This is a genomic window from Microbacterium immunditiarum, assembly GCF_013409785.1.
Taxonomy (GTDB): domain Bacteria; phylum Actinomycetota; class Actinomycetes; order Actinomycetales; family Microbacteriaceae; genus Microbacterium; species Microbacterium immunditiarum.
The window spans coordinates 90,318-116,505 of the sequence record NZ_JACCBV010000001.1; the positions used below are offsets into that span (position 1 = coordinate 90,318).

Genomic DNA, 26,188 nt, shown 5'->3' on the forward strand with positions numbered 1-26,188 from the left:
CCTTCTTCGTCTTGCCGTCGGTGATGCGTCGGGCCATGTAAGCGCGCGTGGGGGCGTGCCATCGGAGGCGGTTGATCACGATCAGGTGGATCGCGGAGTTCGCTTCGCGGTCGCCGCCACGGTGGAGTCGGTGTCTGGTGGTGTTGCCCGAGCTCGCGGGGATGGGTGCGACGCCGCAGATGCGGGCGAGAGCGGCTTCGGAGTGGAGTCGGTCGATGTTCTCGCCGGCGGTCGCGATGATCTGCCCCGCGGCTTCGGGCGAGGCGACGCAGCATTCGTCGGGCGGTGGCGGCCGGGTCGTCGCTGCCGTCCGTGATGCGCAGACGCGCGCATCGAGCCACCAGCGCCGCGCGATCGTAACCACCCAGCTGAGCGCGCAACTGTTCGGGGGCGCTCCAGAGGACGCCGTGGATCTGGTTGATAGTGGAACGACGCGCTTTGACGGCACTCCGCCGGGTCGCACGGATCAACCGAATTGCTTCAACGAATCCGGTGCGGTCCTTCGGGATCGTTGTCGCTACCTCGCTGAGCGTGGCGCGCGCCGCGTTAATCGCGTCGATCGGGTCCGACTTGCCGCGCGCTCTACGTACCTGCCGGTTCTGCCGCGCCACTTCGATCACAGCGACGCCGCTGGCCTGCAGATGACGTTGCAGACCGGCCCCATATGACCCGGTGCCTTCGACACCGACTTTCCCGATTGTCCCGTGCTCGAGGAACCAGGCCAGCATCCCCGCGTACCCGGCGGGGTTCGCAACGAACTCCTGATCTGAGAGCAGCTTCCCGGATGCGGCGTCCAGGACGGCCGCGTGGTGAGTGAGCTTGTGCGTGTCGACGCCGCCGACGACGATCCGCGAGACGAGTTCCTTTGTCATGCTGGTCCTACCGTCCTTCATCCGATGGGTGGTGAAGTCGTCGGCGTGACGGTCGGACAGCACAGAGACGGGCCTGTTGCAGCAAGCTCCTATCAAGTCACGGCCGTCGCGTCGATGACAGCGCGCCAGCCCCGGTAGCGGCCGACAAATCCACATAAGGACAGCCCAACGGCGTCAATGAGCCTTCAGAGTCAGACCGGGAACCAAGAGACCAGCGATCCCATCTTCACGCCGCACGCGTCAGTGATATTCGAAGTCAGGCCGCCACTAGAACTGGCCCGTCCCCATGCTCTCTGTCGATGTTCGCACGGGCGCCTGGGATGCGGCGGTCGTGCAATATGCGAACGTTTGGCGGCAGATCTTTGAGTCGCTTTGCCAGGAGCTCTTCGCCGATCGCCCCACGTTCCCACGCCCGGGTGCTCTGCGGGTCATCGGTCAGGGCCAGGATGAGTCCGCCCAGCTTCGGATGGTCCTCACGGATCCGCTGCTCGCGATTGCTCTGGCGGCGCGCGTGCTCCCGCCGCGCGGATGCGCCGGCCACGCCAGAATCATCTGCGGCTGCCGTCGACGCGCACTCGACGCAGCGCACGGTTCTCGAGTCCCGTTCGTATATGGCGTCGGCTCCCGCAGGCAACGGGTTGCCACACAGTCGGCATGCGCCGGAGTAGCGCAACCGCATCCGTTTGTCGCCTGGCCCCAGTGCAAGCGTCACCCTGCCGACGGTATCAGCGCGCGCGTCACCGAGTGCTGTGGATGTGCTCCAGCAGTGCGTTGCCCGCGGCCTTCCATTTGTTGAGCAGGCGTTCGCCTTCCGCGCGCATGTCGGCGGCTTCGTCGCGGGGGCCGTCGCACAGTTCGGGCAGGCTGCCGGCCAGGTAGTCGCGAGCGACTTCGACTGCCCACGTCTCGAACACCTGCTTCGCGATCGCGAGTTCGTCGGCCAGTTGTTCGACGGTCGTCGTCTGCATCGTCCCGATCCCCTCCGTGTGATCCGTGCCGGATGGCCCTGGCCATTCGGCCTCCTTGCCGAACGGTGAGCGGAGAGAGCCGGGTCAAGGGTGGCCCGAAGGGCCATTCTCCGCAGGAGAACGCGAAGCGCCCTTGACGCGGTTATCGAAGCGAACTACCTGTCGGTCCGCGTGTCTGCTGATGAATGAGAGCCGGGTGCGGGGCGGATGTGGCGTCGCCACGCAGGAGCTCGCGCGCGGGCATGCCGAACTTGGCGACCGTGCCTCGATTGAGGTTCTGCATGAGCTCTCGGCGGGTTTCCTCGGGAGCCGCCGCTGGATCGCGCGCAAGCAGGTGGATGGTCGCGATGTCCTCGTGGCTCGCGGTGCGCCACCAGTCAGGACTCCGGACTTGGTCGAGAGCCAGCTCCGTGTGTGCGCGGGCGTTCGGCTGATCGCGGAAGGCCGTCTTGGATCGGTATGGGCGCGAGGCGTGGAACGCCTCGATCGCGAGGAGTGTCACGCGCCGCTGCACTTCCGCCTCGTGGTCGACGAGTGCCCGCTTGTGGGAGTGCGCGGCGACAGCGTCCAGACGGACCTCTTCGTGCAACCGCTCCATTTGGGCGTCTGTGACTCGCTCACGAAGGGCCGGCAAGGCCGCCCGTAACTCCGCCCGGCGGCGGCCGAGAGCGGATCGAGCCTCGAACGCCCGGAGTAGATCAGCAGGCGTCTTCTCGCTCAGTGCCGCCTTGTACGCGCGCATCGGGTCGATGTTGGAGACCCGCTCGCGCTGAAGCTGCCGGATCTCATCGCGGGAGCGGCGGCGAGCGAAGTAGGTGTCCGCGGCGGACTGGTCTCGCACCCTGGGCAACTCTCCCGAGGGCTCCAGTGCCGAGAGGTTTCCTTGTGGCGTCCTGCGCATGTTCGCCACCTCATGCCCGCTCCTGGCGTGAGGGACTTTGCGCAGCTCGAGCTTCAGTTGCCGCTTCTCAGTGCGGTCCCGCCTATGGCTGAAGAACTCGTCCGCAGCCGTCGCGTTTGCCCGCTTCTCTGCCGCGAAAACGCGCTCGATGCGTCGCGGCGGCAGGCCGAGCGTCTTCAGACGTTGTCGACGCTTGCTCGCTTCCCGTCCCCGGGCACGTTCGCGCTCGAGGTTCTGCGCGTACCACTGCTTTTGCGCATCAGGGTTTCGTATCCGCCGCTCACGGGCGCGCTCGCGCTGCACCTCACGCTCGCGGTCCGCGTTCGCATCTCGCCACCGTCTTGAGGCGTGACGGCTTTGCTCACGAGCACGCTCGGGATGGTTCTCACGAAAGCGTCGCTGATACTCCCGTACACGCTCGGGATGCTCTCTGCGGTATGCCCGGCTTCGTGCCCGCTCGCGCTCCGGATCAGCCCAATACCGCGCCCGTGACCGTGCGCGGTGCTCGACCCGAGCGAGTTGACGCTTGCGCCGCCGAGCCTCGGACTCACGACGTTGCGCCCGCACTCGATCTCTGTTCGCGTCCTTCCAGACACGTTGGTACTCGGCGCGATGCTCTTTGTTCGCTTCCCGCCACTGCCGCGCCTTCGCGCGGACCCTCTCAGGATTGGCGGCGGCCCAGCGCGCCCGCCTCGCACTTGCAGCGGCGCGACGATCGTCAGCCGACCGCTCCGGCGCCGTCACCGGGCTCTCCGTCTCGTGGAATCGGCAGCCCATTCAGAGCATCCATGAGTTCTTCGCGATACGCGGTCGGGTCGATCACCGTGCGGGCAACCAGCTCGGCGAGGGTCGATCCCTCCTCGGCGATGAACTCGGCGATCGGTTCCAGCACCCAGGCGACGTCGTCCGTGAGGCGGTAGTCCGGCTCGACCGCGTGGATCTCGGGGAAGTAGCTCAGCGCCACGAGACCGAGCCGGACCCGCATATCGGCGATGGGATCGTCCTGCTTCGCAGGTGTCGTGTGGTCAGTCATTGCTTTCTCCTTCGTTCTGTTTCGTGGTCATGCGAGGCCTCGACCGGACTGCGACGTCGGGATCCAGATGCCGTCGAGTAGCGATGTCGCGGGTGCGAACTGATCGCGCGTCCGCCGCGGTGGCCCGAGCGGGAACGTGCGACCGACGTCCGCGGCCGTGCGTCTCCCCCGTGGGAAGTACTCGGTGAACACACCGCTCTGCCCATCGGCGACGATCCAGTGGCAGCGCTGGCCGTGCCACAGGGTCACGCTGATCTCCGCCTCGTCGACCGAGTTCGCCCATACCCCGGTGATCGCGCCATCTATCAGTTGCGCCGTATGCCAAACGCTCGGCCCGGGCGTTACGCCGCGGGCGCCGAGGGTCTTGTCGATCAGTTCCCGCCGCGCTTTGCAGTCGGCATTCGTCGCTCTGTCACCTCTGATCGGGCACGCCGCCCTGATCCGCTCCCCCGCCTCGGCGGGGGTCTCGCCAGGAACCGGCGTCGAGAGGTCGGCGCTCACGAGACGACCCCGATGGTCGGTACTGGTGAGCCGGCGAGTGCCAAGGGTGCGAACAGCCGCGGTGCCGGGCTGTCGGAGTCACATACAACCGGAGTGCCCGACTGCCGGAGTCCGTCACTGCGGGACTGCTGGGCTACTGGAGTCTGCAACTCCGCGACTCCGTGAGTTACAGACTTCCGGAGTTCGTCCTCGTCGGAGCCCCGCAGCTCATCGCGACGAGCGAGGAGGAGGTCGACCGCGACGCGGATGAGTGTGTTCTCGGTGATGCGCTCGCCCTTCACGCGCCGGCGGCGCATCAACGAGCGCGCCAGCGCGGACAGCTCTGCGTACTGGTCCTCGCGCAGTCGTGTCTCTTTGCGGGTGAGGCGAGCGAACATCGGCGCCTCAGCGTCGACGAATTCAGGCAGCTCGGCGTCGACACGGGCGCGCGCGGCGCTCAGCTTGTCCGCGAGGTCGACCTTCGGCATCCGTCATCACATCCCGACACCGGCCGTCGCGAATTGCTCGACCATCTCGTATCCGAGCCTCGTGACGTCGGCGATCAGGCCGGCGTTGCGCTGGTTATCGGGGATGCTGGTGACCAGTTGCCCGAGAACCGGCGCCTCCGCGTGGATCTTGTACTGCCGCCAATGCGTCTCGAACCGCGGCACACCCCAATCGGTGTCGAGTCGCTCGGTCCAGAACTTCAGCTGACTCGGAATGCGGGGATCAATGCGGTTCAGCAGCACGGAGTATCGGAGTCCGCGTGGCTCGATGAGCCGTTGGATCGTGCGCTCGGTCGGATCCACGGCAAGGGGTTCAGGCGTCTGCGGCACGAGCACGAAGTCGGCTGCGTCGAGGACCGTCTCGAGGATGCTCGCGGCCTCGAGATTGCCAGGGGTGTCGACCACGACGAAGTCGTAGTCGATGTCCAGGCGGTGCAGACGCGCGAGTACGCCGGGCTGCTGACTGCCGGCGAAGTCGAACGGCAGACGTTCGACGGCGTTCTCGGCCCACCACATCGTCGACCTCTGCGGGTCGACGTCGACCACGAGCACCCGGTGGCGTCGGGACAGAGTCGCCGCGAGCTGCATCGTGACGGTCGTCTTGCCGACGCCGCCCTTCTGGTTCGCGATCGCGATGGTCTTCATGTCACACGCCTCCATCTGTGTATGGATGGGCTGGTTTGACATGAGTGAAGCACTATTAGCTACGCTATGCAAGAGGCAGATGCGAAGGCCGCCCGCGGTTAGACAGACTGGGGCCATGCCTGTTGACGTGACGACATCCGACGGCTCTGCCGTCGCGCCTGCGCATGCGACGTTGTCGGTGGGATCGTCGCTGCGGATCGTGCCGGCGTTCGTCGCTTTGTCGGTGGACGCCGACCTCGGTGTCCAGACGACTGTCGAGGCTCAGTACAAGGCGACAGAGGGTCGCTACGTGATCAAGCGCGTGTCGGTTCGCGCCGTTCGAGACGACGTCGAGGTGAACTACCCGACGGTCTCGAAGGTGCGCCTGCAGGGGGTCGTCCAGGATGCCGCGCCCCGCTGCATCTTCCTGACCCTCGACGACGAAGCCGACCCACTCGCCGACTGGGTCAGCGTCGCTGACCTCACGACAGCGAAGGGCCGCATCCTTCCCCCTGCGATCGCGGCCGAGGTCGTGCGGCGCGGCGGGTCAGAGGTGCGAATGGAGGTCGTGGAGCTGCTCTACGGCGCCGCGGCGCTGGCCGGGCTACCGCCGGCCCGACTATTGCAGACGGAACTCGGCATCCCCCACCGCACCGCATCGGCGTGGATCATCGAGGCTCGGAATGCTGGCCGGCTCGTCGGAATGAACTACAACGCAGGGCGGCAAGCGCGCCAGTAGATCGCGATACTCCTCAACGCTTGCGCGAGATCTCTGGGTTGCAGACCCTGCGCGAGCGCTCGAGGAATTCATCGATGACATCGCTCGGGTAGCGCACCTGCCGCCCGAACTTCAGGAAGCTCGGCCCGCGCCGATTGTGGCGCCAGATCGCCAGTGTGTTGACTGAGACGCCGAGGATCGTTGCGACCTGATCAGGCCGTAGCAGTCCAGCTCCGGTGACCACGCGTTCCATGTCGTGCCCTCCACTCACTTTCTGCATGTCTAAGCCCCGCTTTGTTTGACATGAGTAGAGCACTAATAGATACACTCAGTCAAGAGGTCATCGAGATGGGCAGTGTTCAGCCATACCGCACTCGGAGCGGCAAGAGGTATGAGGTCCGGTACAAGAAGCCGGACGGCACCCACGCGGGCAAGCGCGGTTTCGCCACGAAGCGCGAGGCCGAGGACTACCTCGCCGACGTCACCGTTTCGATCAACGACAACCAATACATCGATCCCGGCGATGCGCGCATCACAGTTGGTGAACTCGCGCAGGACTGGCTCCTCGATCAGGCGACTGTCCTGAAGCCGTCCTCGTTCCACCCGATCGAGTCGGCGTGGCGCAACCATGTCGAGCCGCGATGGGCGACGTTTCAGATCGGAGCTGTCCGCTACAGCGACGTACGCAGTTGGGTCACCGAACTTGCGGCAGACGTCGGCGCCGTGACGGTGATTCGATCTCACGGAATCCTCTCCGCAATCCTCGACGTCGCCGTCAGAGATCGAAGGATCGCGGAGAACTCCGTGCGAGGCATGCGCCTGCCGAGGAAGCGAGCGAAGCGACGCGTTTACCTCACGCACGGCCAAGTCGAGCGGCTTGCCGCAACATCGAAGTACCCGGAAGTCGTGTACTTCCTCGCTTACACAGGACTTCGCTGGGGTGAGATGACCGGCCTTCGTGTTCGTGACCTCAACCTGACGCGGCGACGCGTCTTCGTGCAGGAGAACGCGGTGATGGTGAACGGCACAGTTCACATCGGGTCGCCCAAGTCGCATGCCTCGCGGTCGGTGCCCTACCCGGAGTTCTTGGATGATGTCCTCCGCGCTTCTGCTGTCAGAAAGGCCCCAGACGCATTCCTGTTCGGGACTGGCGGCGCTCCCCTGAAGCTTCCCAACTCCCGAGACGGATGGTTCGCGGCGGCAGTCAGACGCGCCATGAAGGAGGACCCGCTCTTCCAGCGCGTCACTCCTCACGACATGCGTCACACGGCCGCGAGTCTCGCCATCAGCGCCGGCGCGAACGTGAAGGTCGTGCAGCGGATGCTCGGCCACGCGTCAGCAGCGATGACCCTCGACATCTACGCCGATCTCTTCGACGAGGACCTCGACGACGTCGCGGGTGCGCTTGGCCGGGCACGCCAAGATGTCTATGTTCTGACAGAGTCGGCCGGGCCGAAGGCTCAGGCCGCGATCACAGCATCGCCGGACGCCGTGAGGATCGTGTGGGTGGTGACGGTGGGTCCGATCCCGGTTGCCGCGTGCGAGAACCGTGCCGGGGCAGACGCGTGGGTGCGCGCCGCGCGCTCCACGGATCACAGCGACGCTCCGGCTTCGTACCGGGTGTGGGAGCTTTCCATCGCCCCGGACGAACTCCCGAGTCAGTAACCACGCTGACTTCGCGCCTGATCTCGAGCATGCCGCACGCGGGGTTCGCGGAGACTGACGAGATCGCCCAACGGGGTGCTTCAGACCCGTTTTACGCGATTCTTACGCACGGACCCGATCGGGCAGAGACCGAAGGCCCCGAAACTCGCGGAATTACGCGGTTTTCGGGGCCCGGATCTTGGCGGTGACGGTGGGATTTGAACCCGACATTGGGGGGGTTCGCCCGTCCCGGTTCGCTCGGAATGCTTGATATGACGCTGATCCAGTCAGGCAGAGATGCCTGCTCGGCCCACTGCATCGGAGTTGAATGTGACTCGTCTGTGGGCAGTTCGTGGGCACGGTCTTCAACGGCCTGACGAGTCACTGCCGCGCGCGCCCGGTCCGGAGCGATGCGGATGCTTCTTCGAATCTCGGTGACCTCACGATTCTGAGTCGTAGTGAAAGGAGCTCGGCAGCGCCCAGATGGGTCGGTTGGCCCTGGCCGATTGGAATCGAGGTCCCCTTCAGAGGAGATCGATCAGCCAGCCGCCAATCCTTGAGCTCCCCGCGGACCACGGAGCGTCTTTCACAATCGTCGCGATCGTCTGGCACTCCGAAGCCTTTCAGCACGGCCTTGAGTCGCGATGGTGCGCCCCCACCGATGTGGCTTCATCTCGGAGACCTGAGCCTCCCGCGTCGACTCAGGAGCGATTGCTCCACATCGAGGATGTGCTCCCACTCAGTTGATCGCGGCCACAACGAAGCCCTCGACCGGGACTCCTGTCCGTCGACCCCCCCAAGCTCCAGCTCAAGCCAACGTGCCGCGTCGATTAGTGTCTCCGCACCGGGGCGAGTAACGAGCCCAGCCTGTCGAGCACGTCCGATGTCATTCCTCATCGTGTGGAGGAATCCAGCGCGATGAGTTTCAGCGGTGTCGTCGCGCTGATCTGTCCAGAAGAGGAGACTCTCGAGGGTGTGCCGCTCAGGCTGGGCTATGAACCACTCGGGTCCGACCCACTCCACCCGAGTCCCGAAGGCTCTGGAAAGCTCACCAACCACGTCTCCAAGAGTGGCCTGCGGTACTGGCCCCGCGAGGTTGTGGAGCCCCGTAGCGAACGCCTCTATCTGCAGTACCAGCCAGCTCGCTAAGTCCCGCACGTCAAGGAACTGGACGATAGCCCCCTCGTCACCGGCCACGAGCATCTCGCCACCACGTGCAGCTCTGGCCGCCAAGTATGTACTCGGCGGAAACGTGTTCCCTGGACCGAACACCCAGCCCGGGCGGATCGTTAGCAGCCGACCGGGGAACAGTTCCTCGGCCGCTCGTTCGGCGGCCACCTTCCCCGCTCCGTATGCGCGAAGCCTGGTGAGCTGCTCGACGCTCGGGTCATGGACCGCGTCTCCTTCAACAGTCCAGCTATGTAAGTTCTGGTCAGAGTAGACAGCGTTAGAGGACACGAACGTGTAGTGAGCAACTCGATCATGCAGGATCAGCCCGGTCCGTCTGACCCAGTCGGCGGTGTATGCGGACAGATCAATCGCTGAGTCCCAAGCTCGACCGATGAGAGCGGTTACGTCTCGCTCTCGGTCCCCAACGATAGCTTCCACTGCCCGCGGTAGCTCTGCTCGAGTGTGTCCACGCCGAAACACTGTGACAGCGTGATCCCGGCTGACCAGAGCACGCACTAGATGCGGACCGATGAATCGGGTGCCACCTAGAACTAGCACCTTCATGTTGCGCACCCTCCGAGCTTGCTGCCGCGGCTCGCGTTCAAATCCCCTTCGAATCGGCGAGCATCATTAGCGACTTCGAACGCCCAACGACGAGGCTGCCGGATGCCCGAAGTGCGATAGAGCAGCCGGCTCCGCCGCCGTGCGTGCGAGCCGCAGCCACGTCTCGACGACGGTGTCGGGGTTGAGCGACACCGACTCGATGCCTTGTGCGACGAGCCACTCGGCGAGGTCCGGGTGATCGCTCGGGCCCTGGCCGCAGATGCCGACGTACTTGCCTCGGGCGCGGCAGGCCTCGATCGCCATCGAGAGCAGCTTGAGCACGGCGGGGTCGCGCTCGTCGAACGTGTCGGCGACGAGCGCGGAGTCGCGGTCGAGGCCGAGGGCGAGCTGGGTCATGTCGTTCGACCCGATCGAGAACCCGTCGAAGAACTCGAGGTAGTCGTCGGCGAGCAGGGCGTTGGTGGGCACTTCGCACATCATGATGACCTTGAGGTCGTTGACGCCGCGGCGCAGGCCGTTCTCGGCGAGCAGCTCGACGACGGCGTGGCCCTCGCCGACCGTGCGGACGAAGGGGACCATGACCTGCACGTTGGTGAAGCCCATGTCGTCGCGCACGTGCCGGATCGCTTCGCACTCCATGTCGAAGCACTCGCGGAAGTCGGTGGAGATGTAGCGGGACGCGCCGCGGTAGCCGATCATCGGGTTCTCCTCGTGCGGCTCGTACAGGTCGCCGCCGATGAGGTTGGCGTACTCGTTCGTCTTGAAGTCGCTCATCCGCACGATCACCGGCTCGGGCGCGAACGCGGCCGCGATCATCGAGACACCCTCGGCCACCCGCTGCACGTAGTAGTCGCGGGCTGACGGGTAGGCGGCGATGCGCTCCGCGATCTCGTCGCGCAGCTTGTCGGGGAGGGCCCCCGAGCCGTAGTCGAGCAGGGCCCGCGGATGGATGCCGATCTGCCGGTTGATGATGAACTCGAGCCGGGCAAGGCCGACTCCGCGGTGCGGGAGGCGCGAGAACGAGAACGCCTGATCGGGAGTCCCGACGTTCATCATGATCTTGACGGGCGATTGCGGCATCTTGTCGAGGTGGGTCTCCTCTTCGACGAAGTCGAGGATGCCGTCGTAGACGAAGCCCGTGTCGCCTTCGGCGCACGAGACCGTCACGTCCCGTCCGTCCTGCAGCGTCCTGGTGGCGTCGCCCGCGCCGACGACGGCGGGGATGCCGAGCTCGCGCGCGATGATCGCGGCGTGGCACGTGCGCCCGCCGCGGTTGGTGACGATCGCGGCGGCCTTCTTCATGATCGGCTCCCAGTCGGGGTCGGTCATGTCCGCGACGAGCACGTCGCCGGCCCGGAACCGGTCCATCTGGGCGATGTCGGTGAGCACCCGCACGGGGCCCGCGCCGATGCGCTGCCCGATCGCGCGCCCGGCGATCGCGACGGTGCCGCGCTCGCGCAGGCGGAATCGGCGGATGACGTTCGCCGACGCCCGCGAGACGACCGTCTCCGGCCGCGCCTGGAGGATGTAGAGGAGTCCGTCCACACCGTCCTTGCCCCACTCGATGTCCATGGGCCGGCCATAGTGCTCTTCGATGACGAGGGCGTGCCGGGCGAGCTCTTCGACGTCGGCGTCGGTCACGGAGAAGCGGATGCGGTCGTCGTGCGGCACGTCGACGAACTCCGTGCTGGCACCCGCCGCCAGGCTGTCGGTGTAGCGCATCGCGATGGCCTTCTCGCCGACCGAGCGCTTGAGCACGGCGGGTCGGCCGGCGCGCAGCGCGGGCTTGGACACGTAGAACTCGTCGGGATTGACGGCGCCCTGCACGACGGCCTCGCCGAGCCCGTACGCGCTCGTGACGAACACGGCCTGATCGAACCCCGACTCGGTGTCGACGGTGAACATGACGCCGGAGGCGCCGACATCCGATCGCACCATCCGCTGCACGCCCGCCGAGAGCGCCACCTCACCGTGGTCGAACCCGTGGTGGGCGCGGTACGCGATCGCACGGTCGTTGTAGAGCGAGGCGAACACGCTGCGGATCGCCGCGAGCACGTTGTCGACCCCGCCCACGTTGAGGAACGTCTCCTGCTGGCCCGCGAACGAGGCGTCCGGCAGGTCTTCCGCGGTCGCCGACGAGCGCACGGCCCACGTCACGGCATCCGGATCGGCGTCCTGCGCGATGAGCCGGTCGTACGCGGCACGGATGTCGCGCTCGAGATCGCCCGGGAGCGGATGCGCCTCGATCCACGAGCGGATCTCGCCGCCGACGCGTGCCAGTTCGGTGACGTCGTCGATGTCGAGCGCGTCGACGAGCGCCTGGATGCGCTCGCCCAGGCCGTCGTGGGCGAGGAAGCGACGGTAGGCGTCGGCGGTCGTCGCGAAGCCGCCCGGCACGCGCACGCCGAGGTCCGTCAGATGCGAGACCATCTCGCCGAGCGAGGCGTTCTTGCCGCCCACCTGCGGCAGGTCGGTCATGCCGACTTCGTCGAACCAGAGGATGTTGGTCATGATGCACTCTCCTTCGTGAGGTCTTCAGTTGCGGAGCTTGAGCGTCTGCAGGATCACGGCCGAGATCTCCTCGACGCTCTTGGTCGACGAGTTGAGGAACGGCACGCGATTGCGGCGGTAGAGGTCCTCGGCACGGCGCAGCTCGAGCGAGCACTGCGCGAGGCTCGCGTAGCGCGAGTCCGGCCGGCGCTCGTGGCGCACCTGGCTCAGCCGCAGCGGCGTTGTGGTCAGCCCGAAGCAGCGGGACGTGTACGGGGCGACCATGGGCGGCAGGCCGTCGGTCGGGAAGTCGTCGTCGGTCAGCGGGTAGTTGGCCACGAGCAGGCCGTACTGCAGCGCGAGGTACATCGTCGTCGGGGTCTTGCCGCACCGCGACGGCGCGATGACGATGACGTCCGCGAGATCGAGCGCTCTCGAGCTCTGCCCGTCGTCGTGCTCGATCGCGTACTCGATCGCGCGCATCCGCGCGAAGTACGTCTCGGTGTCGCCGACGGTGTGGTACTGCCCGAGCTGCTCGGACGCCGTCGTGCCGAGAGTCGCCTCCAGCTCGGTGAGGTGCCCCCCGAGAAGGTCGATGCGGGTGGCCGGCGCCTCGGCGAGCACCCGACTCACCACGGCGTCCTTCGTCGTCGTGAAGACGATCGGCGCGAGCCCTTCGGCGTCGGCGGCCGCGATCTCACGCACCACGTTCGCGGCCCCTTCGGCGGTGTCGACGAAGGGGATCGTGTGACGCCGGAACCCGACGCCCGGGAAGTTGGCGAGCAACGCGCTGCCGAGCGTCTCGGCGGTGATGCCCGTGCTGTCCGACACGAAGAACACGGCTCGTAGCTGCGTGGCACAGAGGTTTGGCTCAGTGCTGCACATGAGTCACGTTGCTTGAAGGACGAGGGATCGACTGTGCATAGCCTCCCGCGACGGCTGATCGCTCATCGGACTGCGCGCCCAGTCGGCGCTAGAAGTCGAACCTATGACGGATTGCCGTTCTCTGGGCTTCCCTCGCTCGTCTACCAACACAGCATCCGCCGCAATGTCGCCTCCCAGCTGTGTGGCGGACTCAGCTTGCGGCACGTCCAGCCAACCTTCCAACGAAGGCGAGCAACATGATAGGCGCATGACTTCCCCGGCACTACTTGACGGCGCCTGCAATGAGCCCCCGCTCAAAGAGGCGTTGAAAGCACAGGTATGCGATCACAACCGGCAAAGAAATCAACACCAGCGACGCGAAGACCTTTGAGGTGTCACTATTGAAGTCACTAACAAAGTACAAAGGCACCTGTGTGATTACCTGCATGTCAGGGTCGGAAAGTAGAAGCAATGGCAGGAAGAACTCGTTCCAGGACTGAAGAAAGGTCCACACGATAACAACTGCGCTGATCGGCTTTGAGAGCGGCAAGACTACATAGTAGAGAGCGCGGATTGTACTCGCACCGTCAATCCGGGCAGCTTCCAGAAGCTCATTCGGGATATCGTCCATGAAAGTTCTTGCGAGCAAGATCGTGAATGGCAAGATAGAGACAGATAGAGGTATTACAACGGCGATATGTGTGTTATAGAGCCCGACGCGAGTCACGATAATGAAGATCGGGACTATGAGCGCCATAGACGGCAGCATCAACCCAACCAAGAACATTCGGTACAGTCCGGTTGAGCCGCGAAACCGGAGTTTGCTAAACGCGTACGCCGATAGCATTGTGGTCACAAATACCACGACAATTGTGCCGGCAGAGATTATCGTGCTGTTCACTAGAAAGCGCATGAACGGCGTCTTTGTGAGGACGTCAGCGTAGTTTGTGATGAATCCTTGACCGGCACCCGACTGGGCCAGCACTGAGACAAGCGGGATTGCGAACATGCCTGCGATGACGTAGGCGACGACGTAGGTGATAACCCTCCCGATTCGCGTGGGCTTACCAAGCAACGGTCTCGCTCCTTCTACGTGACATCTGAAGTTGAACAACGGTCAGAACAAGCGCGATGAGCAAGAGAAGAATCGACAGCGCGGATGCGTAGCCAGCATTGAACACGTCGATCGTCTGACGGTATATGTACGTCGCGAGGAACTCCGTAGCTCCCGCTGGGCCCCCGCGAGTCGTCAGGAAGACGATGTCGAACATCCGAAGCGCGCCAATCACTCCGAGCAAGATAAGCGTCGCGTGAGTGCCGGCGAGTTGCGGAAAGATCACGGAACGTACGATTCGGAACTTCCCCGCTCCATCGAGTTGCGCGGCCTCGATCGTATCCTCATCGATCTGCGATAGCGCAGCCTGGTAGAGAATGAAGTTCAGCCCTGCAGTGGCCCATACCGTGATGAGTGCTATCGCGTAGAGCGCTGTCGATGTCTGCGCAAGCCAAGGCTGAGCGAGACCTCCGAGCCCTATCGCTCGCAGCACCTGGTTCAACATTCCGTCGGCGCCAAGCAGTTCGCGGAACGACACTGCTATCGCCGCAGATGAGAGCACGACGGGTACGAACATGATCACCTTGATCACGCCGCTGAGAAAAACACGCTGGGTCAGGAGTATTGCCATGGTCAGCCCGATGGCCATATTCACCGGTATCACGATGACCGCGTAAACGGCGGAGTGAGCCAAGCACTCCCAGAAGACCGGATCGGTGAAGGCTCGCAGGTAGTTGTCAATACCAGCGAACTCTGGATTGGGAGACAACCCATCCCAATCCAGAACGCTGACGTAACCGGTGTAGGCAACTCCGAGGTAGATGACCACCAAGATGAGCGTCGCCGCCGGGAGCACGTACCAGAATGCGCCGCCACCAACGCGAAAGGGTCGCCTGCGCGGGCTCTGCATTCTTGCCCGCGGCGCTAGCACGAGCGTCTCTGTGGCTGACTCTCCGGCGTTCTTCGATCGCATGTCCTCGATCACTCATTCCAATCTTCCCGCGCTACGCGAACATACCGCTGGGGTGCGCCGCTCCTTCCGTGGACGAACCCACGGCGAAAGCGCACCCCAGCGGAGAGCGTGCCTGCTAGTTCGTCTGCGAATCAATCACGGTCTGGACCGCGGTGGCAGCGTCCTGCGGAGTCTGTGTCCCCGCCGCTACCGCTGCAAGCGCCGCGATGAGAGCGTCCTTCACCTCGGGGTTCGAGACCTCTCGCGCTCCCACCAGATTCTTGCTTCGAGCGAGAAGATCCTCGACTGCTGCCTTCTGCTCCGGGGTAACGACCGTGGAGAGATCGGGACCGGGAGCTTCCTTGTAAGACGCGGAACGCAGATCAGCGGACAGCAAGCTCATCGCCGTCTCTGAACTCGTAAGCCAGTTCACAAGTGTCGCGGCTGCATCCTTCTTCTCACTCTCCTTGGAGATCGCCCATCCGACGTCAGGACCACCGATGAGCGACCCGAGCTCCGCTCCTTCCACGAACGCGGGGAAGTCGTACGGCATGAAGATCGTGTCTACGAGCGAAGGATCACCATACTGTTCGGCGTACTGTTCGAGTCGCGGCAAGGTCGTGTCGCGGATGCTCCTGATGAAGCCCGCGGTCACGCCCTGGTTCGTGTTGAAGATGTCGTTCACGTCCGGGTAGATGGGCATCGCGAGTGCACCCTCTGGCATTACCCCATTGGTGAACAGTTCTCCCCAGACGGTGAGGGCTGTCACGAACTGCTCGCTATCGAACGGCGCCTCGCCGGTCACCGCCTCCTGGAAGAGTCCGGGCTCGATCTGGTTCGCAATCACCTGGAAGAGATCGAGGTTTGCCCAGCCCTCCTGGGCTCCCATAGCAAACCCTGTGACGCCTGCCGCCTTGGCTGCAGCAGACAGATCAGCCAGCTCATCCAGCGTCTTCGGGACTTCGAGGCCTAGCGAATCAAGAAGCGTCTGGTTCACCCACATCACGCCAACCGGCGCAAGGTCGAACCAAGGAACGGCAATCTGGGCGCCATCAATGTTGAACTGATCAGCCCCGACGAACATGTCGCTCCAGCCCGCGCCATGCTCAGCTTCGAGAGCACTCGCTTGGTCATCTGCCAGAGGTGCAAACTGCTCGGCGAACGCACCGACTTGGATGCCAAAGACATCGGGACCATCGGAAGTCGTGACTCCGAGTCGCAGGGCATTCAGGTAGTCGGCGTAGGGGAAGACCCGATAGTCGACCTTGATGTTGGGATTCTCCTCCTCGAAGGCATCAAAGTACTTCGGTGCGGTAGTGGCGTCAGGGTTCCAGCCCCAGACGCTCAGAGTCACTTCCTCGTCGACGGGATCGTCGCTCTCGCCGGCGGAGCAGCCTGCAAGGACGAGGGTCACCGCTGCGGTGACTCCAATGATTGCTTTCTTGAACCTCATTGTTGCTTGGACCTCTCATTGTGCGATGCAGATCGGGATGTGATCGCGCAGGCTAGGTTGATGCTGCGTTGGTCGTACACTGTATACGCTCTACGACCCGGCGGCAAGCCTTGCTCAATAGCTTCCCCTCCCGACAACCCCGCAATGCGACCACGGTGCTCAGTGAGCGCTCGCCAGCTCATCCGCTGTTGGCCAGAGACAGTTGCAACTCACGTCCGGGCAGGCGTGCTTAGCGCTGGCAAATCTCGCCCGAACTACGCGGCAACCGACCAGGGTCGATGGCCACCGCCGTCAGTACGGGTGCGTCCAGCCGCGGACCAGCACAAGCCATCGGTGGACCAAGAAGCAAGACCCGTCCGTCCGGGCGGCCGCCTTACCCTCCTTGAGGCGAGATCTTCTCGATCAAGCGGAAGGGCTCCGCAAGGGCGTGATCCTCGACTGCCCTGAGGGCCACGTCGACATCGAGCGACCGCATCGACTCCAGTAGCCTGCGGTGTTCGTCTACGATCTCGCGATAGTCGTCGTGGAGAGAACCCAGACGGTAGAAGCCAGCCTTGATGCGAGCGTCGATCGAGTCCCACAGGTGCTGAGTGTGGAACCCTCCGTACTCCCGCACGGTAATCGAGTGGAACTCCATATCAAGTTCGACCAGTGCCCGCAAGAGATCCGGACCGTCGGCGCGATCGATTCGAGCCTCCATTTCGTTCACGAGCGATTCCAGTGCATAGAAGTGGCTGGGGGGAATCGAACCGAGCGCGTCAGCCAAGACGTGCTTCTCGAGCAGACTCCTCAGCGGGAGGATGACATCGCGCAGTTCTTCGAGCGTGATATCCGCTACCAGGGCGCCGCGGTAAGGCTCGATTCTCACGAGCCCCTCATTCTGGAGAGTTCGAACAGCTTCTCGTACGGGCACGCGGCTAACACCGAACTCGCGGGCAAGCCGCTCCTCGGCGACATGGTCCCCCGGTGCAAGCTCACCCGTGATTATTCTCCATCGGAGGACCGAAAGCACTTCATCGGAGATGGTCCGCCGCCCGCTCAGCGGATTCACCGAAACTGATCGATCGGGGTAGCTCAAGCTTGGACTCCTTGCTCTCTCCCGCCCGGCACTCTCATTTGGTTTCGGGCATTTGTCGAGTCCGACGCGGACATGGAGCGTCTCGTGTCGGCGCGATCGGCGACGGCGCGCCCGGCTCTTGATCAGGGTAGACCTCACCCGCACTCAAGACCCGCACTGGCGCGACTTGCATCGAACGGGACGTGCAGCACAACTCATTCGCAACGTCCTTGCGTAGCGCAGTCTACTGTCTACCGAGTGCTACTTGAGCCGGGAACTCGATCTCCCCTCAGCCCAATTCCTAGCTCAAGCCAATCCTTATGATGGCGCTTAGCGCGAGTTTCGTATACCGTCTACGCTGTACCAGCCTAGAGGAGAGCGTGTAGATGAAGATCGTCGATGTCCAGGCGCATGGGTTGCGAGGAGCCACGCCCAAAGGCGGATGGGCCAACGAGCTGGATCCTAACGACGTCGTGCATACAGTCATCATGATCACCGCTGAGTCAGGGGAGATTGGGTACGGCAGCTCCTTCACAAGCGAGCATCTCGTGCGTGCAGCTCTGGAGGTGCTCAGGCCGATGCTCCTGGGCGAGGACGCCAGGGAGGCTGATCGCATTAGCCAGGTTCTGCACGAGAACACGTTCTGGCAAGGCCGCGGTGGGGCAATCACGCACGCGATCAGCGGGATCGACATCGCCCTCTGGGATCTCCTGGGTAGAGCACTCGGCGAGCCAGTGTGGCGACTTCTCGGAGGTGCGTACCGCACTCGAGTGCGGCCGTATGCGTCGGTCCTCATGCAGGAGCCGCCGCTGCTTGCGGAGGAACTTAGCCAGTTGCGGGCAAGGGGATTCACCGCGTTCAAGATCGGGTGGGGGGATTTTGGAAGGGTCAGTACTGCACGTGACGAGGAGTACATCTCAGTGGCGCGTGGCATCGTCGGCGTCGACTGCATTCTTGCAGTCGACGCCGGAGGCTCAGATGCCTTCTGGCGCGGGAACCGTACGTGGGCGCGGCGCACGGCAGACATGCTGTTCGAGTATGGCGTCGACTGGTTCGAGGAACCTCTCCACCCCGACGATATCGATGGCTTCGTGGAACTGCGTCGGACATCGCGGGTCCCGATTTCTGGCGGCGAGACCTTCTCGCGGCGACAGGAGTTTGCGAAGGCGCTGAGTGCCGGCGCATTCGACATCGTCCAACCTGATCTCACCAAGGCTGGCGGTTTCAGCGAGGCTCGCCGCATAGCAGTGCTCGCCGAGAGCGTTGGCGCGCGACTGATCCCCCATGGTTGGAACACCGCGTTCGGCCTGGCCGCCGACATTCACTTCGTGGCGGCAAGCCCACTCAGCGATCTGGTGGAGTACAAGACGGGGTCGCCCTACATCGACGACCTCCTTGAGGGGTCACCATTCGAACTCGACAACGACGGTTTGCTGGCCGTTCCAAGCTCCTCGGGGCTAGGCGTAGACGCCAGCCACTCCGCGCTTCGTACATACAGCTCAAGCTTTGCCGGTCACCGCTGAGGGGTGACCGCGGTCGGCTGCAACTGGAATGTGCTCACTCGATCCGCGCGTTGCCGTGGCCATTGACGAAGACGCACGTGTCAAGGCACGTGCCATAGACCGTGCCGCGTACGCCGCGGACGCATCGCACTTTCTCTTCACTCCAAGCGCAGTGATCATCGCCAGAGATGCGGCCGAAGTGGCTGGCCTGTTGAGAGCGGCCAGCATCGCAGGCGACGCAGTGACATTCCGATCTGGTGGAACAAGCCTGTCCGGCCAGGCGTCGACCGATCGTTTGCTCGTCGATGTTCGTCAGCGCTTCCGTGGCATCGAAGTGCTTGACGATGGCCGTCGTGTCAGAGTGCAACCGGGGGCAACAGTTCGACAAGTCAACACTCGGCTCGCTCGTTACGGGTATCGCCTCGGTCCGGATCCAGCGAGCGAGATAGCCTGCACGGTGGGCGGCGTGGTCGCCAACAACTCGAGCGGTATGGCATGTGGAACGGTCGAGAATGCGTACCGAACGTTGGAATCGATGGTCTTCGTGCTTCCATCGGGAACCGTAGTTGATACGAGTTCTCCCGACGCGGACGACCAGCTCTGGGCAGAGGAGCCTCGGCTCGCCAAGGGGCTGCTCCGTCTCCAACGTCGCGTGTCAGAGAACCCGGGTTCACGTGCGATTGTGGAACGTCAGTTCGCCATGAAGAACACGATCGGCTATGGCATCAACGCTTTCCTCGACTTCGCAGGACCATCCGATCTGCTTCAGCACCTGATCATCGGCAGCGAGGGAACACTTGCCTTCGTTGCAGAGGTCACATTCAGGACGGTCCCGCTCTCGCCCCACCTAGCAACGAGTCTGGCTGTATTCAGTTCTCTCGATGACGCCGCGCGCGCGGTTCCAGCGCTCGTCTCGACGGGCGCCGCCACCTTGGAGCTGATGGATGCGGCAAGCATACGGGTCGGACAATCGCTTAGCGGGCCTCCGGACGAGATCGTGGGGTTCAAGGCGACAACGCAAGCAGCGCTACTCGTTGAGTACCGGACCGCCGATCCGGCCCACCTACTCGATCTCAGTGCAGATGCCGAGCGGGTCTTCAATCAACTCGACACCCTCGCACCCGTGGCCATATCTACCGACCCGTCAATGCGCGCACGCGCGTGGGGGTTCCGTAAGGGACTCTACGCCTCCGTCGCTGGCGCTCGCCCAGTCGGGACTACGGCTTTGCTTGAGGACATTGTTGTTCCAGTTTCCTCGCTAGCCGACGCGTGCCGCGGTCTAGATGTGCTCTTTGGGGAACATGGCTACAACGATTCGGTCATCTTCGGTCACGCGAAGGATGGAAACTTGCACTTCATGATCGCTGATCGCTTTGAAGGGGATGAAGCGATAGGTCGCCTCGATCGATTCACAGACGGCTTGGTGGATCTGGTTCTGGATGCAGGTGGCAACCTCAAGGCGGAGCACGGTACGGGTCGCGCCATGGCGCCGTTCGTGCGACGCCAGTACGGAGATGAACTGTACCAAGTGATGTGCGAGCTAAAGCGCCTGTGTGACCCGGCCGGAGTCTTGAACCCGGGAGTCATCATCAGCGACGATCCGCAAGCTCACATCCGAGGAATCAAGACAGTCGTGCCGATCGAGGAAGAAGTAGATCGATGCGTCGAGTGCGGCTACTGCGAGCCGGTCTGTCCCTCCAGGGACCTCACACTCACGCCCCGCCAACGGATCGTTGTACGTCGCGCAATCTCCCAGGCTCGGCTAGCAGGCGACACTGCGCTCGCGTCGACACTGTCCACCGACTATCGGTACAGCGGCATCGATACCTGTGCGGTCGACGGAATGTGCAAGACGACCTGCCCTGTCGGAATCGACACTGGACAGCTCGTCAAACGCCTCCGCCGCGAAGACCAACGAACTTCGGTAGCGGCCGTTTGGAAGGCCGCCGCCACGGCCTGGGCGCCAGCCACTCGCACTGGCGCAGCTGCACTGACAGCTGCACGCGTGGTGCCAAACCGATTGCTCAACGTCGCGACGGACGCCGCCCGGTCCATTCTGGGCGCCGACAACTTCCCTGAGTACTCGTCCGACTTGCCATCGGGCGGCTCGTCCCGGCGCAGACTACGTGGTGTACAGGGTTCAGCGAACAGCACGCCGATAGCCATATATGTCCCTGCATGCGTCAACAGCATGTTTGGTCCCGTCCGAGGCGGGATTGGAGCTACTTCAGCATTCATCCAACTCGCCGAACGGGCAGGCGTCAGCGTGATCGTCCCAGACGGCATCGAGTCGCTATGCTGTGGAACCCCGTGGACGTCGAAGGGTTACACCGATGGAGCCGCTGTCATGTCTCGTCGTGTGCGGGATGCGATGCGCGAGTCGAGCATGGACGGCTACCTGCGAATCGTGTGCGACGCCTCTAGTTGCACCGAAGGACTCAAACGCACACTGATGACTGCAGACGCGGAGTACCGCGTCGAGGACGCGGTGGAGTTCGTTGCACGCGACGTGCTTCCGCGTTTGGGTCCAGTGCCGCCGCTAGTCGAGAAGCTAGTAATGCACCCTACGTGCTCATCGCTTCAGATGGGGCTGGACGGACCGCTGTCGAACATCGCGCACGCCGTGGCAAGTGAGGTCACCATCCCCGATGCTTGGGGGTGCTGCGGATTTGCGGGCGACCGCGGCATGCTCCACCCCGAGCTCACCTCAGCTGCGTCCGCGGCGGAGGCGGCTGAAGTATCGGAGTTGAGCGCGACGCAGGGAACTACCGCGTACGCCTCATGCAACCGGACTTGCGAGATTGGGATGACACGGGCCACTGGCCGCGACTACCGCCACCTACTTGAGCTCTTGGAACAGGCAACTAGGCCGCCCGAGAAGTAGGCATTCAGACCCTAACGGGCTCCACCTGGCCGCTTCATCCGATACATGCCCTACGGCATGTTCGCGAGATTCACCTTCGCGAGTTCAGACCTGACCTGTCGGAGGTGAAGGAACATTGCCGCCGATGCGCCCTCCGAGTCACCCTTCTTGATCGCCTCAAGAACGATACGGTGCCAATCCTCAGCCCGCTCCATCGCGCCATCGACCTCCGTTGAGGCAACTCGCGCCCGATGCCCAAGCCCCGTAATCAGGTCATGCATCGAGGCCAACACAGAGTTGTCGGTCGCTCGAGCGATCGCTTCGTGGAAGGCGATGTCGAGTTCAGCGTGCTCTTTAGGCGACGAAGTTGCTGACTGGCGCTCCAAGATCGCCTCCATCGCGACTATCTGCTCTTTAGTTGCCCGAGCTGCTGCCAGTGCGGCGATCTGAGGCTCAATGTGGTCTCGAGTCTCTTGCAGGAGCTCGAAGAACTCAGCGCCCGTGTTGACTTCGAGGAAGTCAGGATCAAGTACGTGCCAATTGCGCTTCGGAGCTACCGATGTCGTGGCACCCTGGCGCACGAGGACGAAGCCCTTCGCGTCCAGAGCTTGAAACGCCTCGCGCACCACACTGCGCCCGACACTGTACATCTCGCAGACGGTAGCTTCGGGCGGAAGCAAGTCGCCTGGGCGGAGTTCACCAGACCCGATCAGACGCAAGTAGTCGTGCACAATTGCGGTGCTGAGCCGAGTCCTAGCCACGGATGCCTCCCCACTGCATGACCGAAACGTCCTCCGTCATGGTACTGACTGGCACTTTCCCACCGCGCCGGGGTGGACCAAGCCTGTACTTGGCAGTGTCACGGGCGGTTGCGCCATTGGTCGAACCACGAACTCGGCTACGCTCTCTAGTCGCTCGCGGACGCGAATGAACGCCAATCCAGTACCACCGCAACGGCCGACAACTGAGCGGAAGCGACCTCGCGCATGGTCAGTTCAAACTGATCAGATGCGCGCACCGAGATGAGCTTCTCGATCGGCAGCTGACCTGATCGCATAAGTTCTAGCGTGGTCAGGATTCGCTCACGCGTCAGGCCGGACACAAACTGACACCGAAGCTCTCGCGACTGAACGTGTGTCCAGTCGACGCCCCACTGGCTGCCCGCGGGAATCCAGCCGCTGAAGACGATCTCACCCTCAGCCGGCGGAACAAGATCAGCGTATAGAGCGAAGGCGTTCGCAGACTGAACCGTGTCGATGATGGCGACCGGTGCCCACCGCCCCAGCGAAGATGTCGCTCCAGCGCTATTCGCGGTCTGAACCGCAGCAATTCCGCGGACGGCGCGGAGCTTCTGGTCATGGCGACCGACGAGCAGGACGTCGTAGCCGAGAGCGCTCGCCGCTAGCGCACAGCAGGCGCCCACGACACCATCGCCGATCACAGCCACACGCGATCCACGCGGTACAGTCAGCCGTCTTGCGGCGTTGTATCCCACTTGTGCTACAACCACTAAAGCCGCCGCTCGCGGGTCAACACCTTGGGCTGGGAACACCGCGTCGCTGGGACTCGCAGCCAAGGCGAGGTGGCTTCCGGAGCGCCTGGACCCGAGACCCGTTGAGAACGTCGCCGCGACATGGTCTCCCAGTCGGAAGTCTGAGACCGCTTCGCCCACCGCTAGCACGACCCCGCTGCGCTGGTATCCCGGGACAAGTGGCTGGAACGGCCTTGGGGAACTCGGCATTGTGCCGTGGATAGTCCAACGATCAGTCCCTGTGCTCACGCCTGAGTAGAGCGTTTGAATGAGCACGTCATGCGGACCCAACGCACAGAGTTGCATCGTTCCAAGCTCGGGCTCGCCCGGTGATCGAACAATGATCGCGGTCGTCGTCCGCGATGCACTCACGTCTCTGTGCTCGCGAACTTTGTAGTCTCGCCTAGACCCTCGGGGCCGAGCGCCGAGTACCCGCCATCGACCATCAGTTCTGTGCCAGTAACGAAGCTCGAACGCGGACTACTCAAGTACAGCACTGCGTCGGCGACCTCGCGTGGCTCTCCAAGTCGTTCAAGAATATGGAAACGCCCCCAAAGAGGTTCCCACGCGCCACGATCACCACCTGCGGCCTTCGCGACTTCCGGGGTCCAGATCCAACCCGGACTGACGGCGTTCACTCTGATCCGATCTCCGCGAAAGTCGAGCGCCTGACAACGAGTGAGCGCAAGAATCGCCGCCTTGGACGCGTTGTAGGTCCATCGGTCAGGCTGTGCCACATGCGCGGAAATCGATGACACGTTTACTATCGTCGAGCCCGGTGGCATGTGCACCGATACCTTGGCGGTCAATAGCGCGGCTCCTGCGACATTCACGCTCAAGGCAGACTCCCACTGAGACCTCGACGCTTCGCGGCCCGCTGCCACGAAGTTCACTGCACAGTTGACCAGATGGTCGATTCTTCCCCATCGAGCAATGACATCCGAGATGGCAGACTCAACGGCCACGTCGTCACGCAGGTCCGCTGCGAGCTCAACTGCATCGGTGCCGGCGGCCATGAGTTCGTCTCTCACGCGACCTGCACCCACATAGTCAATGTCAACGATTGCGACTCTCGCACCAGCGTCGGCGAAGGCTCGAGCACACGCCGCCCCGATTCCAGACGCCGCACCGGTCAGAACGACTACGTGACCCTCAAGCTCACGCACCTATCCCACCTCATCTCTCAGGAGGACCTTGTTGGCTTTGGTCGTCCCGTTGAGCAGTGCCGCGAAGACGTGAGGGCCGCGGGCCAGAGGCTCATGCAAGTCCACGAGGACACTCATAGTCTCGGGGTGGTCCGCCGCCCAGGCCGCGGTGGATCGAAAATCCTCGTGGCTGTAGCAGTATGCTCCGATGAGCACGCGCTCGGCAGCTGTGATGTCGTAGGCCCACAGCGTCAGTTGCTGGCTTGCCATGCCCACCAGCACGATTCTGGCCCCCCGCTGTGAATTGGAGAGCGCCGCAGCCACGGTCATACTTGAACCGACCGCGTCAATGACCACGGTCGCCTTGGTGTCAAGATGGCGTCGAACAGCTTCGTTGAGGTCTGCTGGTGTGGTGCGTACAAAACCAAGCGCCTCAACAACTGCCCCCCGCAACTCGTCTGGCTCGCTGACGACAACCCGTTCCACGCCAAGTCGCCGGCAGGCAATCGCGGCCGCCTGACCGATCGGGCCTCCGCCGATAATCAGTACTCGATCGTTTGGATTGGTGGCCGCTCTGACCATCGCGTGATACCCCACCGCGAGGGGTTCGATAAGGGCCCCGTACCAGACAGGCATCGCGACTGGTAGCAACACGACAGAGTCGATTGGAACAGTGATGTACTCGGCAAACGCCGCGTCGAAGTCGGCCCTCACTCCGATTACCCAGCGATCAGGACACTGTTGGGCCGCACCGTTTCGACACGCATCGCAGTCACCGCACGAGACCAGAGGGTCGATCGTTACAGGGCGTCCGACGATCGCGGGATCAACACCATCACCTACGCGATCGACGTAGCCGGCTGTCTCGTGCCCCATGACTTGGCCCGGCGTGCGGCGGCCATTCTCGCCTGCAACGCCGTGTAGGTCGGTCCCGCAAATCCCCGTCGCGACAATCTTGATGAGAACTTCCCTACTTGTCGGCTCCCGGACCGACCTCCGCTCCAGCGCCATGACACCTGGCGCCACCATGGTGAGAACGCTCATTGTTCGACTCATGCAACCACTCCGTCGGGGAATCGCTCGAAGTTGCGGCCGTCATAGAGCGGCAACACTATGTCTGACTTCCGAGCTCTGGCATGCGCCGCTAGTGCTTCATAGATGTTCTCGCAGATACCGATCGGGTGATCCCGCTCCACATTCGCGAGCCAGAAGAAGGCATCGCTTATGACTACCGACCCGTTCACCGTGTCGACTTCGACGGCGTAGCTGGCGCGATGGTGGCTTCCGGCCCACCAGGTGCGCAGCCCTGGGGCGATTTCCTCCTCCTCCTCAAGGAGCACAACTCGCGGCCACGCGCTGCCGACAAGCTCGCGAAGTATGTCTGGCGGGATGCTGGTGTCGCGATCATCATGCGGGTGCACATGAGATGTCTGGAAATGCTCCCAGCCCTTTCGGGAGATAAGGATCTGGGCGTTTGGGAAACTCAGGACGTTGCTCACGGTATAGAGCTGTAGGGGTGTCAGGAAGACGTGAGTGATGTCTTGTGGTGCAACGTGGAGCCGCTCAAGTTGGTCTGTAACGAACTCGCCTTCGCCGCGTGTGAACTGAGCTCTAGGCCCAAGGAAGGAAGCCCAACGTTCGTTCATCGGGCGAAGATCTCGCGCGGGTCCCGTATTCACCAGCGCCGTGACTCCACCACCACGGATTAGCACAACCTGGAAGTGGAGCGGAAGCCACTCATCCCACCTGGCCATCCAGAAGACCTCGGGGCCGGGAACCTCACCTATACCCATGCGT

General features: G+C 63.4%; 24 protein-coding genes and 3 pseudogenes. 4 read left to right on the forward strand and 23 right to left on the reverse strand.

Annotated features, from left to right (window positions below):
• Window positions 1–94: 94 nt before the first annotated feature.
• The 9 genes and pseudogenes from BJ991_RS18875 to BJ991_RS00400 form a co-directional block, all read right to left on the reverse strand.
• Window positions 95–463, reverse strand: a pseudogene (locus tag BJ991_RS18875) (transposase); the annotation flags it as partial.
• Window positions 459–1,028, reverse strand: a pseudogene (locus tag BJ991_RS18880) (IS110 family transposase); the annotation flags it as partial. The pseudogenes BJ991_RS18880 and BJ991_RS18875, both read right to left, overlap by 5 nt.
• Before the next feature lie 100 nt (window positions 1,029–1,128).
• Complete coding sequence (locus BJ991_RS00370; protein WP_179486494.1) at window positions 1,129–1,413, reverse strand: nuclease-related domain-containing protein; 285 nt, start codon at window positions 1,411–1,413, stop codon at window positions 1,129–1,131.
• 196 nt (window positions 1,414–1,609) lie between these two features.
• Window positions 1,610–1,840 (reverse strand): hypothetical protein, encoded by a 231-nt coding sequence (locus BJ991_RS00375; protein ID WP_179486495.1) that lies wholly within the window; start codon window positions 1,838–1,840, stop codon window positions 1,610–1,612.
• A gap of 142 nt (window positions 1,841–1,982) precedes the next feature.
• The gene (locus BJ991_RS00380) at window positions 1,983–3,044 is read right to left on the reverse strand and encodes a hypothetical protein (protein ID WP_179486496.1); all 1,062 of its coding nucleotides are present in this window, start codon (window positions 3,042–3,044) and stop codon (window positions 1,983–1,985) included.
• A 415-nt stretch (window positions 3,045–3,459) separates the two neighbouring features.
• Entirely contained in the window at window positions 3,460–3,774 is a 315-nt protein-coding gene (locus BJ991_RS00385; RefSeq protein ID WP_179486497.1) for a hypothetical protein, read from the reverse strand.
• Window positions 3,775–3,801: 27 nt separating this feature from the next.
• Window positions 3,802–4,023, reverse strand: a complete 222-nt coding sequence (locus tag BJ991_RS00390) for a hypothetical protein (RefSeq protein ID WP_179486498.1) — start codon at window positions 4,021–4,023, stop codon at window positions 3,802–3,804.
• Window positions 4,024–4,271: 248 nt separating this feature from the next.
• Window positions 4,272–4,742 (reverse strand): hypothetical protein, encoded by a 471-nt coding sequence (locus BJ991_RS18150; protein WP_218852827.1) that lies wholly within the window; start codon window positions 4,740–4,742, stop codon window positions 4,272–4,274.
• A gap of 6 nt (window positions 4,743–4,748) precedes the next feature.
• Window positions 4,749–5,405 carry a ParA family protein gene (locus BJ991_RS00400; protein WP_179486499.1) on the reverse strand — a complete coding sequence of 219 codons (657 nt, stop codon included), beginning with the start codon at window positions 5,403–5,405 and terminating at the stop codon, window positions 4,749–4,751.
• A gap of 115 nt (window positions 5,406–5,520) precedes the next feature.
• Here BJ991_RS00400 and BJ991_RS00405 point away from each other — a divergent pair, with 115 nt between their 5' ends.
• Complete coding sequence (locus tag BJ991_RS00405) at window positions 5,521–6,123, forward strand: hypothetical protein (protein WP_246300991.1); 603 nt, start codon at window positions 5,521–5,523, stop codon at window positions 6,121–6,123.
• Window positions 6,124–6,136: 13 nt separating this feature from the next.
• On the opposite strand, the gene BJ991_RS00410 is transcribed toward BJ991_RS00405, so the two are convergent.
• Window positions 6,137–6,355 (reverse strand): helix-turn-helix domain-containing protein, encoded by a 219-nt coding sequence (locus BJ991_RS00410; protein WP_179486500.1) that lies wholly within the window; start codon window positions 6,353–6,355, stop codon window positions 6,137–6,139.
• A gap of 50 nt (window positions 6,356–6,405) precedes the next feature.
• Here BJ991_RS00410 and BJ991_RS00415 point away from each other — a divergent pair, with 50 nt between their 5' ends.
• A complete protein-coding gene (locus tag BJ991_RS00415; protein WP_246300992.1) occupies window positions 6,406–7,767 on the forward strand; it encodes a site-specific integrase in 1,362 nt (453 codons plus the stop codon).
• Window positions 7,768–8,415: 648 nt separating this feature from the next.
• Here BJ991_RS00415 and BJ991_RS00420 read toward each other — a convergent pair.
• The 7 genes from BJ991_RS00420 to BJ991_RS00450 form a co-directional block, all read right to left on the reverse strand.
• Window positions 8,416–9,480, reverse strand: coding sequence for an NAD-dependent epimerase/dehydratase family protein (locus tag BJ991_RS00420; protein ID WP_246301147.1), 1,065 nt, complete (start codon window positions 9,478–9,480; stop codon window positions 8,416–8,418).
• Between the two features lie 66 nt (window positions 9,481–9,546).
• On the reverse strand, window positions 9,547–11,991 hold the full coding sequence (gene ppsA, locus BJ991_RS00425) for a phosphoenolpyruvate synthase (RefSeq protein WP_179486502.1): 2,445 nt from the start codon (window positions 11,989–11,991) through the stop codon (window positions 9,547–9,549).
• Between the two features lie 24 nt (window positions 11,992–12,015).
• Window positions 12,016–12,855: a pyruvate, water dikinase regulatory protein gene (locus BJ991_RS00430; protein WP_179486503.1), complete on the reverse strand. Its 840-nt coding sequence runs from the start codon at window positions 12,853–12,855 to the stop codon at window positions 12,016–12,018.
• Window positions 12,856–13,117: 262 nt separating this feature from the next.
• Window positions 13,118–13,909, reverse strand: a complete 792-nt coding sequence (locus BJ991_RS00435) for a carbohydrate ABC transporter permease (RefSeq protein WP_179486504.1) — start codon at window positions 13,907–13,909, stop codon at window positions 13,118–13,120.
• Window positions 13,899–14,873, reverse strand: a complete 975-nt coding sequence (locus BJ991_RS18255; protein WP_179486505.1) for an ABC transporter permease subunit — start codon at window positions 14,871–14,873, stop codon at window positions 13,899–13,901. Before BJ991_RS18255 ends, BJ991_RS00435 begins: the two co-directional genes overlap by 11 nt.
• A 103-nt stretch (window positions 14,874–14,976) precedes the next feature.
• Window positions 14,977–16,293 (reverse strand): ABC transporter substrate-binding protein, encoded by a 1,317-nt coding sequence (locus tag BJ991_RS00445; protein WP_179486506.1) that lies wholly within the window; start codon window positions 16,291–16,293, stop codon window positions 14,977–14,979.
• A gap of 373 nt (window positions 16,294–16,666) precedes the next feature.
• Window positions 16,667–17,371 carry a GntR family transcriptional regulator gene (locus BJ991_RS00450; protein ID WP_179486507.1) on the reverse strand — a complete coding sequence of 235 codons (705 nt, stop codon included), beginning with the start codon at window positions 17,369–17,371 and terminating at the stop codon, window positions 16,667–16,669.
• Window positions 17,372–17,736: 365 nt separating this feature from the next.
• On the opposite strand from BJ991_RS00450, the gene BJ991_RS00455 reads away from it, so the two are divergent.
• Together BJ991_RS00455 and BJ991_RS00460 are read left to right on the forward strand one after the other, a co-directional pair.
• Complete coding sequence (locus BJ991_RS00455; RefSeq protein ID WP_179486508.1) at window positions 17,737–18,873, forward strand: mandelate racemase/muconate lactonizing enzyme family protein; 1,137 nt, start codon at window positions 17,737–17,739, stop codon at window positions 18,871–18,873.
• A gap of 28 nt (window positions 18,874–18,901) precedes the next feature.
• On the forward strand, window positions 18,902–21,736 hold the full coding sequence (locus BJ991_RS00460; protein WP_179486509.1) for an FAD-binding and (Fe-S)-binding domain-containing protein: 2,835 nt from the start codon (window positions 18,902–18,904) through the stop codon (window positions 21,734–21,736).
• A 50-nt stretch (window positions 21,737–21,786) separates the two neighbouring features.
• Here the strand turns inward: BJ991_RS00460 and BJ991_RS00465 are convergent, their stop codons facing one another.
• The 6 genes and pseudogenes from BJ991_RS00465 to BJ991_RS00485 form a co-directional block, all read right to left on the reverse strand.
• Window positions 21,787–22,476: a FadR/GntR family transcriptional regulator gene (locus BJ991_RS00465; RefSeq protein WP_343048571.1), complete on the reverse strand. Its 690-nt coding sequence runs from the start codon at window positions 22,474–22,476 to the stop codon at window positions 21,787–21,789.
• A 146-nt stretch (window positions 22,477–22,622) separates the two neighbouring features.
• Complete coding sequence (locus BJ991_RS18260) at window positions 22,623–23,162, reverse strand: hypothetical protein (RefSeq protein WP_246300993.1); 540 nt, start codon at window positions 23,160–23,162, stop codon at window positions 22,623–22,625.
• 180 nt (window positions 23,163–23,342) lie between these two features.
• Window positions 23,343–23,552: pseudogene (locus tag BJ991_RS18885) on the reverse strand (alcohol dehydrogenase catalytic domain-containing protein); the annotation flags it as partial.
• Window positions 23,553–23,614: 62 nt separating this feature from the next.
• Complete coding sequence (locus BJ991_RS00475; protein WP_179486512.1) at window positions 23,615–24,412, reverse strand: SDR family oxidoreductase; 798 nt, start codon at window positions 24,410–24,412, stop codon at window positions 23,615–23,617.
• Window positions 24,413–25,435: a zinc-dependent alcohol dehydrogenase gene (locus BJ991_RS00480; protein WP_179486513.1), complete on the reverse strand. Its 1,023-nt coding sequence runs from the start codon at window positions 25,433–25,435 to the stop codon at window positions 24,413–24,415. It lies immediately after the preceding gene.
• An 8-nt stretch (window positions 25,436–25,443) separates the two neighbouring features.
• Complete coding sequence (locus BJ991_RS00485) at window positions 25,444–26,184, reverse strand: MBL fold metallo-hydrolase (RefSeq protein ID WP_218852828.1); 741 nt, start codon at window positions 26,182–26,184, stop codon at window positions 25,444–25,446.
• Window positions 26,185–26,188: the final 4 nt, after the last annotated feature.

Coding starts and splice junctions, on each gene's coding strand:
- BJ991_RS00375 (WP_179486495.1), bottom strand. CDS start 1,840: ATGCAGACGACGACCGTCGAACAACTGGCCGACGAACTCGCGATCGCG.
- BJ991_RS00385 (WP_179486497.1), bottom strand. CDS start 3,774: ATGACTGACCACACGACACCTGCGAAGCAGGACGATCCCATCGCCGAT.
- BJ991_RS18150 (WP_218852827.1), bottom strand. CDS start 4,742: ATGCCGAAGGTCGACCTCGCGGACAAGCTGAGCGCCGCGCGCGCCCGT.
- BJ991_RS00400 (WP_179486499.1), bottom strand. CDS start 5,405: ATGAAGACCATCGCGATCGCGAACCAGAAGGGCGGCGTCGGCAAGACG.
- BJ991_RS00405 (WP_246300991.1), top strand. CDS start 5,521: ATGCCTGTTGACGTGACGACATCCGACGGCTCTGCCGTCGCGCCTGCG.
- BJ991_RS00410 (WP_179486500.1), bottom strand. CDS start 6,355: ATGGAACGCGTGGTCACCGGAGCTGGACTGCTACGGCCTGATCAGGTC.
- BJ991_RS00415 (WP_246300992.1), top strand. CDS start 6,406: ATGAGTAGAGCACTAATAGATACACTCAGTCAAGAGGTCATCGAGATG.
- BJ991_RS00420 (WP_246301147.1), bottom strand. CDS start 9,480: ATGAAGGTGCTAGTTCTAGGTGGCACCCGATTCATCGGTCCGCATCTA.
- ppsA (WP_179486502.1), bottom strand. CDS start 11,991: ATGACCAACATCCTCTGGTTCGACGAAGTCGGCATGACCGACCTGCCG.
- BJ991_RS00430 (WP_179486503.1), bottom strand. CDS start 12,855: ATGTGCAGCACTGAGCCAAACCTCTGTGCCACGCAGCTACGAGCCGTG.
- BJ991_RS00445 (WP_179486506.1), bottom strand. CDS start 16,293: ATGAGGTTCAAGAAAGCAATCATTGGAGTCACCGCAGCGGTGACCCTC.
- BJ991_RS00455 (WP_179486508.1), top strand. CDS start 17,737: ATGAAGATCGTCGATGTCCAGGCGCATGGGTTGCGAGGAGCCACGCCC.
- BJ991_RS00460 (WP_179486509.1), top strand. CDS start 18,902: ATGTGCTCACTCGATCCGCGCGTTGCCGTGGCCATTGACGAAGACGCA.
- BJ991_RS00480 (WP_179486513.1), bottom strand. CDS start 25,435: ATGAGCGTTCTCACCATGGTGGCGCCAGGTGTCATGGCGCTGGAGCGG.
- BJ991_RS00485 (WP_218852828.1), bottom strand. CDS start 26,184: ATGGGTATAGGTGAGGTTCCCGGCCCCGAGGTCTTCTGGATGGCCAGG.